The 16562-nt window shown below is 71.5% G+C and carries 19 protein-coding genes and 1 tRNA gene; 3 read left to right on the forward strand and 17 right to left on the reverse strand.

Annotated elements, in window-relative coordinates:
- Positions 1-49 precede the first annotated feature (49 nt).
- From MTQ10_RS16285 to MTQ10_RS16300, 4 genes are all read right to left on the reverse strand, one after another.
- Complete coding sequence (locus MTQ10_RS16285; protein WP_247468503.1) at positions 50-526, reverse strand: PPOX class F420-dependent oxidoreductase; 477 nt, start codon at positions 524-526, stop codon at positions 50-52.
- Between the two features lie 50 nt (positions 527-576).
- Positions 577-1398 carry a YceI family protein gene (locus MTQ10_RS16290; protein WP_247468507.1) on the reverse strand — a complete coding sequence of 274 codons (822 nt, stop codon included), beginning with the start codon at positions 1396-1398 and terminating at the stop codon, positions 577-579.
- Positions 1399-1617: 219 nt separating this feature from the next.
- Positions 1618-4092, reverse strand: a complete 2475-nt coding sequence (locus MTQ10_RS16295) for an MFS transporter (protein ID WP_247468509.1) — start codon at positions 4090-4092, stop codon at positions 1618-1620.
- Between the two features lie 13 nt (positions 4093-4105).
- Positions 4106-4591, reverse strand: a complete 486-nt coding sequence (locus tag MTQ10_RS16300) for a MarR family winged helix-turn-helix transcriptional regulator (protein WP_247468512.1) — start codon at positions 4589-4591, stop codon at positions 4106-4108.
- A 196-nt stretch (positions 4592-4787) separates the two neighbouring features.
- On the opposite strand from MTQ10_RS16300, the gene MTQ10_RS16305 reads away from it, so the two are divergent.
- Entirely contained in the window at positions 4788-4976 is a 189-nt protein-coding gene (locus MTQ10_RS16305; protein WP_247468515.1) for a hypothetical protein, read from the forward strand.
- A gap of 396 nt (positions 4977-5372) precedes the next feature.
- Here MTQ10_RS16305 and MTQ10_RS16310 read toward each other — a convergent pair whose 3' ends face one another.
- The 8 genes from MTQ10_RS16310 to MTQ10_RS16345 form a co-directional block, all read right to left on the reverse strand.
- The gene (locus tag MTQ10_RS16310) at positions 5373-6413 is read right to left on the reverse strand and encodes an RNA polymerase sigma factor SigF (RefSeq protein ID WP_247468517.1); all 1041 of its coding nucleotides are present in this window, start codon (positions 6411-6413) and stop codon (positions 5373-5375) included.
- A gap of 247 nt (positions 6414-6660) precedes the next feature.
- Positions 6661-7491: an RNA polymerase sigma factor SigF gene (locus tag MTQ10_RS16315; protein WP_247468519.1), complete on the reverse strand. Its 831-nt coding sequence runs from the start codon at positions 7489-7491 to the stop codon at positions 6661-6663.
- Between the two features lie 239 nt (positions 7492-7730).
- Positions 7731-8024, reverse strand: a complete 294-nt coding sequence (locus tag MTQ10_RS16320; protein ID WP_247468521.1) for a Dabb family protein — start codon at positions 8022-8024, stop codon at positions 7731-7733.
- Positions 8025-8047: 23 nt separating this feature from the next.
- Positions 8048-8227 (reverse strand): hypothetical protein, encoded by a 180-nt coding sequence (locus MTQ10_RS16325; RefSeq protein WP_247468524.1) that lies wholly within the window; start codon positions 8225-8227, stop codon positions 8048-8050.
- A gap of 223 nt (positions 8228-8450) precedes the next feature.
- Positions 8451-8535 (reverse strand) — tRNA-Ser (locus MTQ10_RS16330).
- Between the two features lie 326 nt (positions 8536-8861).
- Positions 8862-9293 carry a tRNA adenosine(34) deaminase TadA gene (gene tadA, locus MTQ10_RS16335; protein WP_247468527.1) on the reverse strand — a complete coding sequence of 144 codons (432 nt, stop codon included), beginning with the start codon at positions 9291-9293 and terminating at the stop codon, positions 8862-8864.
- A 59-nt stretch (positions 9294-9352) separates the two neighbouring features.
- On the reverse strand, positions 9353-9883 hold the full coding sequence (locus tag MTQ10_RS16340; protein WP_247468568.1) for a tRNA adenosine deaminase-associated protein: 531 nt from the start codon (positions 9881-9883) through the stop codon (positions 9353-9355).
- A gap of 903 nt (positions 9884-10786) precedes the next feature.
- Positions 10787-11017 (reverse strand): hypothetical protein, encoded by a 231-nt coding sequence (locus MTQ10_RS16345; protein ID WP_247468530.1) that lies wholly within the window; start codon positions 11015-11017, stop codon positions 10787-10789.
- Between the two features lie 150 nt (positions 11018-11167).
- On the opposite strand from MTQ10_RS16345, the gene upp reads away from it, so the two are divergent.
- Positions 11168-11803, forward strand: a complete 636-nt coding sequence (upp, locus tag MTQ10_RS16350) for a uracil phosphoribosyltransferase (RefSeq protein ID WP_247468534.1) — start codon at positions 11168-11170, stop codon at positions 11801-11803.
- A 276-nt stretch (positions 11804-12079) separates the two neighbouring features.
- Here the strand turns inward: upp and MTQ10_RS16355 are convergent, their stop codons facing one another.
- Together MTQ10_RS16355 and MTQ10_RS16360 are read right to left on the reverse strand one after the other, a co-directional pair.
- On the reverse strand, positions 12080-12718 hold the full coding sequence (locus tag MTQ10_RS16355) for a LytR C-terminal domain-containing protein (protein WP_247468537.1): 639 nt from the start codon (positions 12716-12718) through the stop codon (positions 12080-12082).
- 133 nt (positions 12719-12851) lie between these two features.
- Positions 12852-13148, reverse strand: a complete 297-nt coding sequence (locus tag MTQ10_RS16360) for a type II toxin-antitoxin system VapB family antitoxin (protein ID WP_004943146.1) — start codon at positions 13146-13148, stop codon at positions 12852-12854.
- Positions 13149-13255: 107 nt separating this feature from the next.
- Between MTQ10_RS16360 and MTQ10_RS16365 the strand changes: the two genes are divergently transcribed.
- Entirely contained in the window at positions 13256-14845 is a 1590-nt protein-coding gene (locus MTQ10_RS16365) for a helicase HerA-like domain-containing protein (RefSeq protein ID WP_247468555.1), read from the forward strand.
- 299 nt (positions 14846-15144) lie between these two features.
- On the opposite strand, the gene MTQ10_RS16370 is transcribed toward MTQ10_RS16365, so the two are convergent.
- The 3 genes from MTQ10_RS16370 to MTQ10_RS16380 form a co-directional block, all read right to left on the reverse strand.
- Positions 15145-15291, reverse strand: a complete 147-nt coding sequence (locus MTQ10_RS16370; protein WP_247468558.1) for a hypothetical protein — start codon at positions 15289-15291, stop codon at positions 15145-15147.
- Positions 15292-15343: 52 nt separating this feature from the next.
- Positions 15344-15679: a hypothetical protein gene (locus MTQ10_RS16375; protein WP_247468561.1), complete on the reverse strand. Its 336-nt coding sequence runs from the start codon at positions 15677-15679 to the stop codon at positions 15344-15346.
- A gap of 132 nt (positions 15680-15811) precedes the next feature.
- Positions 15812-16492, reverse strand: coding sequence for an HdeD family acid-resistance protein (locus MTQ10_RS16380; protein ID WP_247468565.1), 681 nt, complete (start codon positions 16490-16492; stop codon positions 15812-15814).
- Between the last annotated feature and the right edge of the window lie 70 nt (positions 16493-16562).

Consider the following 16562-nt stretch of genomic DNA (forward strand, 5'->3'; position numbering starts at 1 on the left):
CGCCCGCCAAGCGCGCCCCAGCCCCCCAAGGGATACCGCCCGGTCCTGCCTACTGCCCGTCGTTCTCCACGAGCCGCGCCGGGAACCCGCCGGTGGCGACGGGTCCCCACCGCTCCGGCGTGACACGGATGATCGACTTGCCCTGCTTGACCATGGCCGCGCGGTACTCGTCCCAGTCGGGGTGCTCCCCGGCGATGTTCCGGTAGTACTCCACGAGCGGCTCGACGGAGTCGGGGGCGTCGATGACCTCGGCGGTGCCGTCGATCTGCACCCAGGGCCCGTTCCACTCGTCGCTCAGCACGACCACGCTGACCCGCGCGTCCCGCTTGGCGTTGCGGGTCTTGGCCCGCTCCGGGTACGTGGAGACGACGAGCCGCCCGGAGTCGTCGACTCCGCAGGTCAGCGGGGAGGCCTGGGGGCTGCCGTCGGACCGGCGGGTGATCAGCAGGGCCCGGTGGCGGGGCCGTACGAAGTCCAGCAGCTCGTCCAGCGATACGCGCGTGTTCGTCGCGATGTTCGGTGCCATGTCTCGCAGCCTAAGTGCACCGGGCCCCGCCCTGCCTGACCCTGCTGTGCCTACGCCTGGGGCAGCGTGTCGCCCTGCACGGCCTGGATCTCCAGCTCGACCTTCAGGGTGGTGCCGATGGCGGCGATGCCGGCCTGCACGATCTGGTTGTAGTTCATGGCGAAGTCGTCGCGGTGGAGTTCGGTGGTGGCCCGGAACGCGGCGCGGGTGCCGCCCCAGGGGTCGGCGCCGGTGCCGAGGTAGGCGAGGTCGAGGTCGACGGGCCGTACGACGCCGTGCAGTGACAGTTCGCCGTGGACGGTCCACCGGTCGGTGCCGACGGCGGTCAGCCCGCCGGAACGGTAGGTGATCTCGGGGTGCTTCTCGACGTCGAGGAAGTCGGCGGAGCGCAGATGCTCGTCCCGCATGCGGTTGCCGGTGTCGATGGACGCGGCCCGGATCACCGCCTCCACGCGGGACTTGGTGATGTCGTCGGGGGCGATCTCCACGGAGGCGGTGAAGTCGGTGAACCGGCCCCGCACGCTGGAGATGCCGAGGTGCTGGGCGACGGCGCCGACCGTGGAGTGAGCGGGGTCGACGGTCCACGGGCCGGGCGGGGGCAGCTCGGTGCCGCCCTGCCGGGCGAGGGTGATCGTGCCGACGTCGGCGCGTCCGCTCGCGGTGACGATGGCGCCGGCGGCGGCCGGGGCGTATCCGACGGCGGTGACGATGACCGTGTACGCGCCGGGCGCCAGCTCGGTCGTGTCCCGTACGGTGCCGTCGGTGTCCGCCTCGGCGCGCAGGATCTGCGTGCCGGTCGCGTCGGTCACCGTGACGACGGCGTGCGACACGGCCCATCCGTCGCGGGTGCGGATCCTCGCGGCAAGTGCCATCCCGTGTTCTCTCCCTGCGAAGGCCCCGTGAAGGGGTGAAAAGTCGGTCGTGAAGAGGTGATGAATCGGTCGGACGAAAGAATCCGGTGAATGCGGCAGGTGAACGCAGCCGCTGAATGCATCCGGTGAACGAATCCGGCCCGCGGTGAATCCGGCCCGCGACGGGGGCACGTCCTCCACCCGAGGACGTGCCTGCCCGCCGCGGGCCGGGGCTGTGGGCTACTCGCCGGGGTGGGCGAGTTCGATGTCGTGGCCGTCGGTGCCGCCGCCGGTCACGGTGAGGCTCGTCGCCACGGGCGGGTAGCCCGTTGCGATGACGGTGTACTCGCCGCTGTCCAGGTCGGTGAAGGCGTACGCCCCGTCGGAGCCGGTGGTGGCGTTGCCGACGACGTTGCCGGCGGCGTCGACGAGGGTGACGCGGGCGTCGGCGAGCGGGCCGTGCGGGGCGCGTACGACGCCCTGCACCTGGGCGCCGGCGTCGAGGTCGGCCTCGACGCGGGTGACGCCGGTGCCGCCGATCTCGACGGGCAGGGCCCGCGGCCGGAACCCGGCGGCGTTCACGGCGACGGTGACGCTGCCCGGCACCAGCTCGGCGAAGGAGAACTCGCCGTCCTCACCGGTGGTGGCCGTGGCCAGCAGGTCGCCGCGCACATCGGTGACGACGACCATGGCGTCCTTCACGGGCCGCGCGGTCTCGGCGGCGCGGACGACGCCGGTGAGGCCGCTGGTGCCGCTGAGCAGCACGTCGTAGGCGAGCGGCTCGTCGTGGACGACGATCGTCGAGGCCTGCGGCTGGTAGCCGTCGGCGGAGGCGATCAGGACGTACGATCCCGTGCCCGGCGCGTCGAGCGCGTAGGAGCCGTCGGCCTGGGCGACGCCGCGGCCCAGCTGGCGCCCGGAGAGCGAGATCAGCGTGACGGCGGCCCGCGGGACGGGCGCGTTCTCGGCGCCGCGGACGAAGCCGCGGACCGGGATGCCGGAACCAGCGGGCACGGATTGCTCCTCGGCGGTCGGGGTGTCGTCACCGGCGGTGTGCGGGGTGCCGTCGGCCGGGGCGGCGGCCTCGGCGGCGACCGGCGCCGAGGCCTCGGCGCCGGCTTCGGCGGCCTGGGCGAGGGCACCGGTGGTGCGCAGCGGCACCTCCTTGATGAACAGGGTCACCAGGAACGCGAGAAGCGCGACCGGGGCGACGTACAGGAAGATGTCGGCGATGCCGTGCCCGTAGGCGCTCTCCAGCCAGGTGCGGATGCCGGTGGGCAGCGCGTCCATGTCGGGCAGCTGTCCGCTGCCGGACGCCTTGGCGGCGCCCGCCTGCTCCTGCGGGCTGAGCTGCCCGATGGTCTCCTTGGCGTAGTGGCCGATACGGGTGGTCATCACCGAGCCGAGCACGGAGACGCCGACCGCACCGCCGAGAGAGCGGAAGAAGGTGACCGTGGAGGACGCGGCGCCGAGGTCGCTCGGGGCGACCTGGTTCTGCGTGCACAGCACCAGGTTCTGCATCATCATGCCGACGCCGAGACCCATCAGCGCCATGAACAGCGCGATGTGCCAGTACGCGGTGTCGTAGCGCATGGTGCCCAGCAGGCCGAGACCGGCCGTGAGCAGGACACCGCCCGCGAGCAGCCATGCCTTCCACTTGCCGGTGCGGGTGATGATCTGGCCGGAGACCGTGGAGGAGACGAACAGGCCGCCGATCATCGGGATGGTCATGACGCCGGACATCGTCGGGGACTTGTCCCGGGCCAGCTGGAAGTACTGGCTGAAGAAGACCGTGCCGGCGAACATCGCGACACCGACGAGCAGGGACGCCAGCGACGCCAGCGTGATCGTGCGGTTGCGGAACAGGCGCAGCGGGATGATCGGCTCGCTGGCCCTGGTCTCGGTGAACACGAACAGCAGCGTGAGGAGCACCGAGCCGCCGACCATCACACCGGTCTGCCACGACATCCAGTCGTACTTGTCGTCGGCGAAGGTGACCCAGATCAGCAACAGGCAGACAGCGGCGGTGATGAAGAAGGCGCCGGCCCAGTCGACCTTCACCTTGCGCCGGGTCTCCGGCAGATGCAGCGTCTTCTGCAGCACCACGAGCGCGATCAGCGCGAACGGCACACCGACGTACAGGCACCAGCGCCAGCCCAGCCAGCTGGTGTCGGTGATGACACCGCCGATCAGCGGGCCGCCGACGGTGGCGACGGCGAAGGTGGCGCCCAGGTAGCCGGAGTAACGGCCGCGCTCACGCGGCGAGATCATCGCCGCCATGATGATCTGCGCCAGGGCGGACAGACCGCCGGCGCCGACGCCCTGCACGACCCGCGCGGTGATCAGCATGCCGGGGTTCTGCGCCAGACCGGCGACGACCGAGCCCGCGATGTAGACGACCAGGGCTATCTGGACGAGCGCCTTCTTGCTGAGCAGGTCGGCGAGCTTGCCCCACAGGGGGGTGGTGGCCGTCATCGCGAGCAGTGAGGCGGTGACGACCCAGGTGTACGCGCTCTGTCCGCCGCCGAGGTCGCTGATGATCTCGGGCAGGGCGTTGGAGACGATGGTGGACGACAGGATGGCGGCGAACATGCCGAGCAGCAGCCCGGAGAGCGCCTCCATGATCTGCCGGTGCGTCATCGGAGCGTGGCTGTCGGAGGAGCCTCCCCCGTGCTTGGCATGAGCCCGCACACCGGCTGGTGTGGTCGTTGCCATGGGCTTCCTTTACTTACGTGCTTGCGGGTGTACGGGTGGTCGACTCGAGACCGGGAGACGGGTGCCGGTCGCGGCAGTCGTCGAAGCTGGCGCGCAGCCGGGTCATGAGCCGGGTGAGCTGGGCGACCTCCTCGTCGCTCCAGTCGGCGAGCCGCTCCGCGAGGAGCCGTGTGGTCTCCTCGGACATCTCGTCGAGCTTGTGCTCGCCTTCCGGCGTGAGGTGCACGATGCGTGAGCGCTTGTCCGCCGGGTCGGGGGAGCGCTGGATCCAGCCGCGTTCGGCGAGGTGTGCGACGTGGCGGCTGGTGACCGACATGTCCACGGCCAGGAGGTCGGCGAGCTTGCTCATGCGCATGTCGCCGTAGCGGGCGAGCAGGGTCAGGACGGCGGCGGAGCCGCTGGGGCAGTCGGACGGCAGGATGCGTCCCAGCTCCCGTTTCACGGCACCGAAGGCGCTGAACTGACGGATCAGCTCCTCGTACTGCGCCTTTGCGGCCATCTCACGTCTCCCGGATTTGTTGCTTAGGGCAACCATAGGAGTGCTTGGTTGCCACAGGCAAATAAACTGGTCCGGATGGAACTAAAAACTTGGCAAAGGCAAGTATTGCGACCGTAAACACCCAGGTGGGGGCAGGTGTGACAGGGGTCGGCCCCGCACTTGGGTGGCAACGTCGGATTCGCTAGTGTCTCGGGCCATGGCTAACTCCCAGGGCCCCCAGGGCAACTACGACCCCGCCGGCAGCACCCAGATGTTCCGTGCCTTCGTCGACGAGGCGCCCCAGACCCCGGAGCGGCGCGGCTCCGGCCCGCGGGTCGGCCTGATCGTCGGCGCGGTGATCGCCGTCGCGATCATCGCAGCGGTGGCCTGGCTGGCTCTGAAGTAACCCCCGGAGAGGGACCACGCCCTTCCCCGGACGTTACGGGGGTGCCTCCCCCAGAGGGGGTACCCCCAGCGCCCCAGCGGCACGACTCCCCGCAGCTACGTCGGCCCGACCGCTCGCACCGGGATCGCCCGTGGACCTCGGCCGTCGGCGGCCCGCAGCCGCCCGCGGCGGGAAGGGGGCGTGTCGGGGGGTGCCCACCCGCAGCGTGCGGCGAAAACGCCCGGTACGAACCTGAGAGACAGAGCGTCGCACCGAGGACGGACACCCCCCGGCGCGCACCCGACCCCCCCACCGCGAGCAGGCGCTACCGCAACCACGCACCCTCGGACACAGGCCGCCGCAGGCACCCCAAGGGGCGCGGGGACACTGCGCACAGGCCCCCGCCGCCCAGGCGGTTCAGTCCGAGATCAACCCTTCCCGCAGCTGCGCCAACGTCCGCGTCAGCAACCGCGACACATGCATCTGCGAGATCCCGACCTCTTCCCCGATCTGCGACTGCGTCATGTTCGCGAAGAATCGCAGCATGATGATCCGCCGCTCCCGAGGCGGCAGCTTGGCCAGCAGCGGCTTCAACGACTCCCGGTACTCCACGCCTTCCAGCGCCGCGTCCTCGTACCCGAGCCGGTCGGCCAGCGACCCTTCGCCGCCGTCGTCCTCCGGCGCCGGGGAGTCCAGCGAGGACGCGGTGTAGGCGTTGCCCACGGCGAGCCCGTCGACGACGTCCTCCTCGGACACCCCGAGCACGGCGGCGAGTTCGCTGACGGTCGGCGACCGGTCGAGCTTCTGCGACAGTTCGTCGCTGGCCTTGGTGAGGGCGAGCCGCAGCTCCTGCAGCCGGCGCGGCACACGCACGGACCACGATGTGTCACGGAAGAACCGCTTGATCTCCCCGACGACGGTCGGCATGGCGAACGTCGGGAACTCCACGCCCCGTTCGCAGTCGAACCGGTCGATGGCCTTGATCAGCCCGATGGTGCCGACCTGGACGATGTCCTCCATCGGCTCGTTGCGCGACCGGAACCGCGCGGCGGCGTACCGGACGAGGGGGAGGTTCAGCTCGATGAGGGTGTCCCGCACGTAGGCCCGCTCGGGGCTGTCCTCGTCGAGGGCGGCGAGCCGCAGGAAGAGGGACCGTGACAGGGTCCGGGTGTCGATGGCCCCGGTGACAACGGCGTCGACGGAGTCGACAGAATCGACCGAATCGACCACGTCGGCGGCGTCGACGGAGCCGCTCGCGCCCCCGGCCACGGCCACGACGGCCCCGGCCCGGTCACCGGCGTCCCCGGGAACACCCGCACCGTCGGCCCCGGTCGGGGTCGGCGGAGCCGCCAGGACGGAGACCTCGTCGATGGATTCGAGAGCGTCGAGAGCCTCCGGCGCGCCCTCGCCCTTCGCGAGCGTGAGCACCACCTTGGAGCTGCCCTGGTCTGCGGACATGCCACCCCCTCTGGGTCGCGGGACGGTCGTGGCGAACGCCCCTCGCGGGAGGAACGCCAGCCTTCACCTGAATACCGGAGCCGGAGCCACGGCAAACGCGCTTCCGGAAGAATGTCACATGTCGGCAACACGCTGTAGTGACATGTCGACATCCGAGATGCGAATCCGCCCTGCAAGAAGGGGGTCTGAGGGGGTTTCAGGCGCGAACAGGCGACAAAAACCGAGGTGGGCGATTCGCTCGTGCCGGTTACGCGTCGATCCTGTTTGCGGATCGCAGCCGCTGGAAGCTACGCGCCAGTAGCCGCGACACGTGCATCTGCGACACCCCCAGTTCGGCGCTGATCTGAGACTGGGTCAGGTTGTTGTAGTACCGCAGCAGCAGGATGCGCTGCTCCCGTTCGGGGAGCTGCACCAGCAGATGCCGTACGAGGTCGCGGTGTTCGACCCCGTCCAGTGCGGGGTCCTCGTATCCGAGCCGGTCCAGCAGTCCGGGCAGCCCGTCGCCCTCCTGGGCGGCTTCGAGGGAGGTGGCGTGGTACGACCGTCCGGCCTCGATGCAGGAGAGCACCTCCTCCTCGCTGATCCGCAGCCGTTCGGCGATCTCGGCGGTGGAGGGGGAGCGGCCGTGGGCGGTGGTGAGGTCCTCGGTCGCGCTGTTGACCTGGACCCACAGCTCGTGCAGCCGGCGGGGGACGTGGACGGTGCGGACGTTGTCCCGGAAGTACCGCTTGATCTCGCCGACGACGGTCGGCATCGCGAAGGTGGGGAACTGCACGCCCCGGTCCGGGTCGAAGCGGTCGATGGCGTTGATCAGCCCGATCGTGCCGACCTGGACGACGTCCTCCATCGGCTCGTTGCGCGACCGGAACCGCGCGGCGGCGTACCGGACGAGGGGCAGATTGGCCTCGATGAGCGCCCCGCGTACGCGGTTGTGCTCCGGCGTACCCGGCTTGAGTTCCTTCAGCTGGGCGAAGAGCACCTGTGTGAGCGCCCGGGTGTCGGCGCCGCGGCTGCGCTGCGGGGCGGTCGCCGCTGCCTCCTGGGGCGGCGCAGTACTGGCCGACACGGTCAACGCCACCTCGTTCGATCGGTCAACTCATCCGTCAAAAGCGGTCATAGCATCACAAGACATGTGCACTGTGTGCAAGCACCTCGAAACAACGTGTTGACGGTGAAACAACCTCATAAAGCCACAAAAACCCTCCGTCGAAACGACGGAGGGTTGTGCGGAACCGGACCTGACCCGCCCGGCCCGGGCCCGTTCGACGGCCGGCCGGACCCCGCTGGGCGGCCGGCCGGACCCCGCTGGGCGGCGGTCTAGAACTCGTAGTCGGCGATCACCCACGTGGAGAACTCGCGCCACAGCGCGACCCCGGCCTGGTGGTCGGGGTGCTCCACGTACCGGCGGAGGGCGTCGGCGTCGTCGAACGCCGAGTTGATCGCGAAGTCGTAGGCGATGGGCCGGTCGCTGACGTTCCAGCCCAGTTCCCAATGGCGGATCTCGTCGATGGTGCCGGGGAGGGCGCGGAATGCCTCGTAGCCCTGCCGCACACGGGGGTCGTCGCGGTCGACGCCCTCGTTGAGCTTGAAGAGGACGAGGTGGCGGATCATGCGTACTCCCGGTCGACTCTGGGTCAGTTCTTGCCCCCATTGGCGACCCATGTCATGAACTCGCCGATGGCCTTGGCAGCGTCCGATATGCCCTCGAACCCTATCTGCACATAGTCGGCGGCCTTGGCCGGGTCGGTGATGATCACGTACAGAGCGAAGACCACGAGCACATAGACGGCGATCTTCTTCGCGTTCACCGCCACTGCGGCCTCCCCTGTTCTGTCCGACTGCGCTGCCCGACGGCGGCCCGACTCCGGCCGGCGACGGACTCGACTCCGGCCCGGCGACGGACCCGACTTCGGCCGCGAGTGTACGACCCGGTGATGTTGATGGGCGACCAACGGCCCTTGGGCCAGGGTCTTTTCCCAGGCAGACAGACGAGATGCGCGAAGGGTCCGGTCCCAGGAACCGGACCCTTCGTCCAAGCGGTAGCGGAGGGATTTGAACCCTCGGTGACTTGCGCCACACTCGCTTTCGAGGCGAGCTCCTTCGGCCGCTCGGACACGCTACCGAGGGAGACCTTACAGCACGCCGGGCCCAGCTCAGAAATCGATATACGCGGACGGCAGGAGAGCCCTCGAAGAGCCGGAGGGAGAGCCGACCGGAGAACCCACGGAGGAGAGCCGACCGGAGAACCCACGGAGAACCGGCCGGAGAACCCACGGAGAACCCACGGAGAACCCACGGAGAACCCACGGAGAACCCGACCGGAGAACCGACAGAGCCGACCGGCGCGAGCCGAGGGCGCGCCGGTCGACGCGCCGCAAGCCACGGCACGCCATGGCAGGGCACCCGCCCCATGGCACCCGCCTCAGGGCACGGCACCCGCCGTGCCGGTCAGCGGCTGCGGAAGAACTCGGTGAGGAGGCGGGCGCAGTCGTCCGCGAGGACGCCTTCGATCACCTCGGGCCGGTGGTTGAGCCGGCGGTCGCGTACGACGTCCCAGAGGGAACCGGCCGCGCCCGCCTTGTCGTCGCGGGCGCCGTAGACGACCCGGTCGACCCGGGACTGCACGATCGCGCCCGCGCACATCGTGCAGGGTTCGAGGGTGACGACGAGTGTGCAGCCGGTCAGCCGCCACTCGCCGAGCTTCTCGGCAGCCCGGCGGATCGCGAGGATCTCCGCGTGTCCGGTCGGGTCGCCGCTCGCCTCGCGTTCGTTGTGTCCGGAGGCGAGCACGGTGTGACCGTCGGGGGCCAGGACGACCGCGCCGACGGGCACGTCACCGCCCCGGACGGCCAGCGCGGCCTGCTCCAGGGCGAGCCGCATCGCGGCCCGCCAGCGGTCGCGTACCGGGTCCGGGGGGGTGTCAAAGGTGTCCGGGACGGTCAGCGGACGGCCTCCAGGATGTCGGAGGCGCCCAGCGCGTCGGCGATCTCCGAGAGGGCGTCGCCCTCCAGGGCCAGCAGGTACTTCTCGCTGACCCCGAGGTCGTCGAGGATCTGCCGGTCGCCGACCGGGCCGTGCGGCACCTCGGCGCCGCCGTCCAGGTCGCTGTCACCGGCCTCGGAGTCGGGCTCGCCGTCCTCGGTCCCGTCGAGGTCGAGGGAGTCCAGGTCGGCATCGTCGTCGCCGGGTTCCCGGCCGAGCAGCTCGTCGGTGAGGAGCAGCTCGCCGTAGGAGCTGCGGGCGGCGATGGCGGCGTTGGAGACGAAGACCCGCGGGTCTTCCTCGCCGTCCACCCGGACGACGCCGAACCAGGCGTCCTCCTGCTCGATCAGGACGAGCACCGTGTCCTCGTCGGGAGAGGCTTCCCGGGCCAGGTCGGCCAGATCCGACAGGGTCTCCACATCGTCGAGCTCTGTGTCGCTCGCTTCCCACCCGTCTTCGGTGCGCGCGAGCAGTGCGGCGAAGTACACCGTGACTCTCCCACTGGTCATAGGCAAGCCGGTTGGGGGTCCCCCCGGCGGAGGTTGCGGGTGGGAAAGCTCGGGCTCCGAGCCCCACCCACTCGGAATCGTGGCAGAAACAAGGCGTTCAGGGGACGTCTTCGGCTCCCTGTGTCCGGCAGTTCCGCCCGGGCGTGAGCGACGGCGTAGACCGACGCGCCGAGCACGCCCGCGGCAGGCCCACCAGCCCGACTCATCGCCGCCACGTGCGGATCGTACGCGGCTTTTCCCGTGGCCCACGCACGTCCACCCGCGCAACACGTAAGCCGTCGTGGATCTTCCCGCAGGCGTCCCACGCGCGGGGGCGGGAACACCGACGTCCGACGCACCCCGCGCGCGTACGGGCGGCCGACGGCGTGCGGCACATCACACGCGCGTACGGCGGGACCCGGGGGTGCGCGGGGCGTCCCGACGGTCGTACGGCGGACCCGGGGGTGCGTGCGCCGGGCCCGGCGGTCGTACGGCGGTGTCGGCGAGTCGTACGGCGGTACCGCTGGTACGAACGGCGGGACCGGAGGCGCACGGAGGGGTCATGGGCGTACGGCACCGGAGCACGGGCGTACGCGGCGCGGCAGCCGTACGACGGCGTCACCGGCGCAGAGCAGCCGGCGTGACCGTCGCGGCGCGTCCGGATCACGGCCGTGGAGCACCCGGCGTCACCGCCGCAGCGCCCCGGCGTCACCGCCGTGAGTCCGGACGCCCCCGGCGCCACCGGCGTAACACCGGACCGGTCGGAATACGACGGCGAGTCACGCGGGCGCGATACGGGGTCCCGAGACCGGCGACGGTCACGTTCCCCGGGGTGCCGGCTCCCGGACCGGCACCGGTCGGGCCACCCGCGCCCGCGCGTCCCGAGGCCACCGCACTCGCCCCCTACCACCGGAACGTGCGCATGCGCATGGCGTGCCGGAGACGGGCCGTCTTGGCACGGCGCGGCTGGACCCGGTCGCGCAGCGCGCGTGCCTCGGCCAGTTCCCGGAGGAAGATCGCGCGCCGGAGGCGTCGCTCGGCGTCGGTCTCCGGGGCCCGTTCTCCGGCGGCGCGGCCTGGGGCGCCGCTCCGGTCCCGGGCGGCCCCGTCGGCCCCGTCGGACAGATCAGGCATCGGGCACACCACCCCCACTCCCTCCGGGTGTCTTTCTCGACTTTCACACCGATGGCGGGTTCGACGCCACCGTACGGCGCAAATCCATGCGGAGGGGTTCACGCTGCGTGGGGGAGCAGGGCCCGGTGCGGCCCGGTTACTGTTGTGGACATGCGTCTCCACGTCGTCGACCACCCTCTGGTCGCCCACAAGCTCACCACGCTGCGCGACCAGCGCACCGACTCCGCGACCTTCCGCCGTCTCGCCGACGAGCTGGTCACCCTGCTCGCCTACGAGGCCACGCGTGACGTGCGCACCGAGGCCGTCGACATCCAGACGCCCGTCGCGCAGACCACCGGCGTCAAGCTGGCCCGTCCGCGCCCGCTGGTGGTGCCGATCCTGCGTGCCGGGCTCGGCATGCTCGACGGGATGATGCGGCTGCTGCCGACGGCCGAGGTCGGCTTCCTGGGCATGATCCGCAACGAGGAGACGTTGCAGGCCTCCACCTACGCCACGCGCATGCCGGAGGACCTGTCGGGCCGCCAGGTGTATGTGCTGGACCCGATGCTGGCGACGGGCGGGACGCTGGTCGCGGCGATCCGGGAGCTGATCCGGCGCGGCGCGGACGATGTGACGGCCGTGGTGCTGCTGGCGGCGCCCGAGGGCGTCGAGGTGATGGAGCGGGAGCTGGCGGGCACGCCGGTCACGGTCGTCACGGCGGCGGTCGACGACCACCTCAACGAGCACGGCTACATCGTGCCGGGCCTGGGCGACGCGGGCGACCGCCTGTACGGCGCCGCCGAGTAACCCCTGACACCGGGCCGACCCCGACGCCGAGCCGACACAGAGCAACCCGGCTCAGCCCGGCTCACCCCGGCTCACCCCTGTGAGAACGACCCCCGGCGAGAACGACCCCGCCGAGAACGCCTCCGGCGGCGATCGCCGGCTCCCGGCCCCGCGGCCCGAACCGCGGGGCCGGACCGCGTTCAGCGGACGTTCAGCGGCTCTGTCGCGGCGGCTCGCCCCCTCGGGCGGCTCTGCCACGGCGGCCCGCCCTCCCTCGCCCTGTCGGCCGGCCCGGCCTCAGCAGCTCTTCTTGGACGCCGTCGGCTGCGGGTGGGTCAGCAGGGTCAGCGCCCGGTCGGCGTCCTGCTTGGCGTCGAGCGAGGTGAAGCCGGTGCCGATGATGAGGTCGACGGCGTCTCCCTTGCGGGCGGCGTCGGTGCGCAGCTCGGCGCCGGGCAGCTGGGTGCCGAGCACCTTCAGCGAGGAGTCGAGCGCGGATGCGGGGCCGAGCAGCACGCCCACGCCGGGGATCTTCTTGTCGTACTCCTTGGTGGCGTTGCCGACCTGCCCGATGCGGAAGCCGCGCTTCTTCAGCTCGTCGGCGGTCTGCCGGGCCAGGCCGGCGCGCGGCGTGGCGTTGAGGACGTTGACGGTGATGCTGCCGGGGGCGGGCAGCGCGACGGTCTTCACGGTGGGCGACGCCGACGGTGTGGCGGCGCAGTCGCCCGCGGAACCCGCCGCGGAGGCCTTCCGTCCGTTGCCGGTGAACACGTCGATGAGCTGCAGCGTGCCCCAGCCGAGCACGCCGAGGAGGGCGAGGCAGGCCACGGTGAGCAGTACGAGCCTGCCGCGTCGTCGGGGCCGACGCATCCGCGGGTACTTGTCCCCCGTGATCCGGTACTTCCCGCCCATGCCGGGGGGAGTCAGCATGCTCATGGGCGCAGCGTAGTGCGCTCGGGCGGCCGTGCCTACTAGATGATCATTCGACGGTGCCCGAGAGAACCCGAAAGGGCCAAACCGTTACCCGAGGGGCAGCGGTCCGGCCCGGTCCGACCCGGTCGGAGGCGGTTCAGTCCAGCTCGAGGACGCGCGCGTGCAACACCTGGCGCTGCTGGAGCGCGGCGCGGACCGCCCGGTGCAGCCCGTCCTCCAGGTACAGATCGCCCTGCCACTTCACGACGTGCGCGAAGAGGTCGCCGTAGAACGTGGAGTCCTCGGCGAGCAGGGTCTCGAGGTCGAGCTGCTGCTTGGTGGTCACCAGCTGATCGAGGCGGACCGGGCGCGGTGCGACGTCCGCCCACTGCCGGGTGCTCTCCCGGCCGTGGTCGGGGTACGGCCGGCCGTTTCCGATGCGCTTGAAGATCACACGGAAAGCCTACCGGTCAAGGGCTTCCGGGCGCAGCCGCGGAGACGGAGTGCGACGCTGGAAAAGTCGCCAAAGACTAGGGCAAACCGGAAATGAGGGGTCGGTCCATGAGCGCCACAGACGAGCCCGGCAAGATCATCGAGCGGATCGCCGCCGGGTACGGCTTCCAGGGCGCGGCGCTCGATCTGGGTGCCCTGATCTGGGACGGAACGTGCCATCCCGACGCACCGGTGCGTATCCCCCTCACCATGCTCAACCGGCACGGCCTGGTCGCGGGCGCCACCGGCACCGGCAAGACCAAGACGCTCCAGCTGATCTCCGAACAGCTCTCCGCGAACGGCGTGCCGGTCTTCCTCGCCGACATCAAGGGCGACCTGTCCGGCATCAGCGCGCCCGGCGCCCCCGGCGACAAGGTACGCGCGCGTGCCGCGGAGGTCGGCCAGGAGTGGCAACCGGCCGGGTTCCCCACCGAGTTCTACGCCCTGGGCGGGCTCGGCCACGGCATCCCCGTACGGGCCACCGTCACCAGTTTCGGCCCGCTGCTGCTGTCGAAGGTGCTCCAGCTCAACCAGACCCAGGAGCAGTCCCTCGGCCTGGTCTTCCACTACGCCGACAGCAAAGGGCTGGAGCTGGTCGACCTGAAGGACCTGCGTGCGGTCGTCGCCTTCCTCACCTCCGACGAGGGCAAGTCGGAACTGAAGTCCATCGGCGGGCTGTCGTCGGCGACGGCCGGGGTGATCCTCAGGTCGCTGACCGCGTTCGAGGCGCAGGGCATGGGCGCGTTCTTCGGCGAGCCGGAGTTCGACACGGCCGAGCTGCTGCGCACCGCACCGGACGGCCGCGGTGTGCTGTCGGTGCTGGAGCTGCCCGCCGTGCAGGACAAGCCGCAGCTGTTCTCCACGTTCCTGATGTGGCTGCTCGCCGACCTCTTCCACGACCTTCCGGAGGTCGGCGACATCGACAAGCCCAAGCTGGTGTTCTTCCTCGACGAGGCGCATCTGTTGTTCAACGGGGCGTCGAAGGCGTTCCTGGACTCCCTGACGCAGACCGTCCGGCTGATTCGCTCGAAAGGGGTCGGGGTCTTCTTCGTGACGCAGACCCCGAAGGACGTCCCGTCCGATGTCCTCGGCCAGCTCGGCAACCGCGTCCAGCACGCGCTGCGCGCCTTCACCCCGGACGACGAGAAGGCGCTGAAGGCGACCGTGCGGACCTTCCCGGACTCCCCGTACGACCTGGAGGAGCTGCTGACCGGGCTGGGCACCGGCGAGGCAGTGGTGACGGTGCTGAGCGAGAGCGGCGCCCCGACCCCGGTCGCCGCGACCCGGCTGCGCGCCCCGGTGTCCCTGATGGGGCCGGTGGACGCGGCGGAGCTGGACCGGGCGGCGCAGGCCTCGCCGCTGTACGAGCGCTATGCACAGGCTGTGGACAGGGAATCGGCGTACGAGAAGCTCACCGCGCGGGCGGCACAGGCCGAGCAGAAGGCTCCGGAGGAGAAGGCCGCCGGTGAGGGCAAAGCTCCGGCCCCGCGGTCCGAGGGCGGGGCGCACCGCACCGAACGGGAGAAGGAACCGGCTTCCGTCGTCGAACAGGTCGTCGGGAGCGGCATGTTCAAGTCGCTGGCCCGCTCGGTCGGCACGCAGATCGGCCGCGAGATCACCCGCTCCCTGTTCGGCACGGCGCGGCGGCGGAGGCGGTAGGGGGCCGGGGCACGGTCTCGGGTGCCGGGTGCCGGGTGCCGGGTGCCGGGTGCCGGGCGCCGTACAGCCGTACAGCCGTACGGGCAGGGGGCCGTACGCCCGTATCGCCTCGGGAGGCCGTGCGCCGGTGCTGTCCGGGAAGCCGTACGCCGGTGCTGTCCGGGAAGCCGTACGCCCGTACCGCCCCGGCGTGCCCTCGTCTTCCGCCTCTGTCGCGCCTTCCGTCGGTTCCGGCCCCGGCACGGCGCCCGGCGGACCCGTGTCGGGGTTCCTCCGGCCGGGCGCCCGGTCGCGTCGGCTCAGCGTTCGGGTTCCTTCGGAGGCCGGTGTGCGAGCCCCGGCTCCGGCGGCCGGGGCGGCGTCGTGCCGCCCGGTTCGGGGCGGGCGCTGCGCAGGGCCTCGGCGCGCAGAAGGGCGCGCAGGACGGCGTAGGGGTCGGTGGGCATGATGCTGCTCCTTGCGTCGTACGGACCGATGACCTGGGGAAACAGGCGTCGGTCAGCAGCGCAGGACCACCGAGTCGAGCACGGGCGTGGCGTACGGGGAGCGGGGCGGTACGGCCGTACGGCGGCCGTCGCCCAGGTCGGGCGCCGCCGGGGCGGCCGGGGACGCCGGCAGCGGTGCCGGGCGCAGGGGTGCGGCGGTACGGGGTGCGGGCCGGACGGGGACGCGGAGGGCGACGGTGTCGGTGACGTCGTGCTCGGCGGTCTCGGCGGAGGCGGCGGCCGTGGCGGCGAGGCCGGTGTGCACGCCCGGCGCCAGCAGGGCGAGCAGCAGCACGAGGGCCCGCAGCCAGGCCTGGCTGCGCAATACGGCTCGTGGTGCACTGCTCACGTCAGGTCATCTCCCCGGATCCGGGCCGGCGGTGACGCGCCACGCCGGAAATGCACCCGCTCGGGCCCCCTCGGGTCACCCCCGCGGGAGCGGGGTCACGGGGATCGCGGGGGCGCGGGGTCGCCGGGGTCCTCACAGCTCGCGCGGGACCTGCCGGGCCCGGCCGCGGATCCGTACGGCGGTGACGATCTCGACCGCGCCGACGGCCACCAGCCAGATACCGCCGACGAGGGTGAGCACGGCGACGGACTCGAAAGGGGAGTCGATCAGGACGATGCCGCCGAGGACGGTGACGATGCCGAGGAAGACCTGCCAGCCGCGGGCGGGCATCGACGGGTCGGAGGCGGCGGCCAGGGTGTGTGTGATGCCGCGGATGAGCCAGCCGATGCCGATCCACAGGGCGAGCAGCAGGATCGACTGCATGGGCCCGCGGAAGCAGAACAGGCCGAGGACGATCGACAGCATGCCGCTGACGAAGGCGAGGACCCGCAGCGAGGTCGTGCGGTGCGTGCCGAACGCGGCGACGAGCTGGAAGACGCCGCTGATCACCAGGTAGAGCCCGAAGAGGACGCCCGCGGCGAGCAGGGAGGCGCCGGGCCAGACCAGCACCAGGACGCCCAGCACGAGCGAGGCGACACCGGTGAGCAGGACGACCTGCCAGGCGGCCTGGGACAGGGCGTGCAGGGGGCCCTCGAAGGGCGGTTCGGGCTCATGACGGCCGTGCGGCGCGGCGGTGGCGGTGCGTGGCTGCTCGTGGACGCGCCGGTCGTCGTGGTCGGGGCCCCAGGGGGAGCCGGTGGGAGCGTCGGTCATACGACCAGGTGAAACCGCGGGTGGGGTCTCCGCCAGCCGGAGCGGTCCGTTCGGCGTGCGGGGGCGGGGC

This window comes from Streptomyces sp. XM83C (genome assembly GCF_023072675.1).
GTDB lineage: Bacteria > Actinomycetota > Actinomycetes > Streptomycetales > Streptomycetaceae > Streptomyces > Streptomyces thermocoprophilus.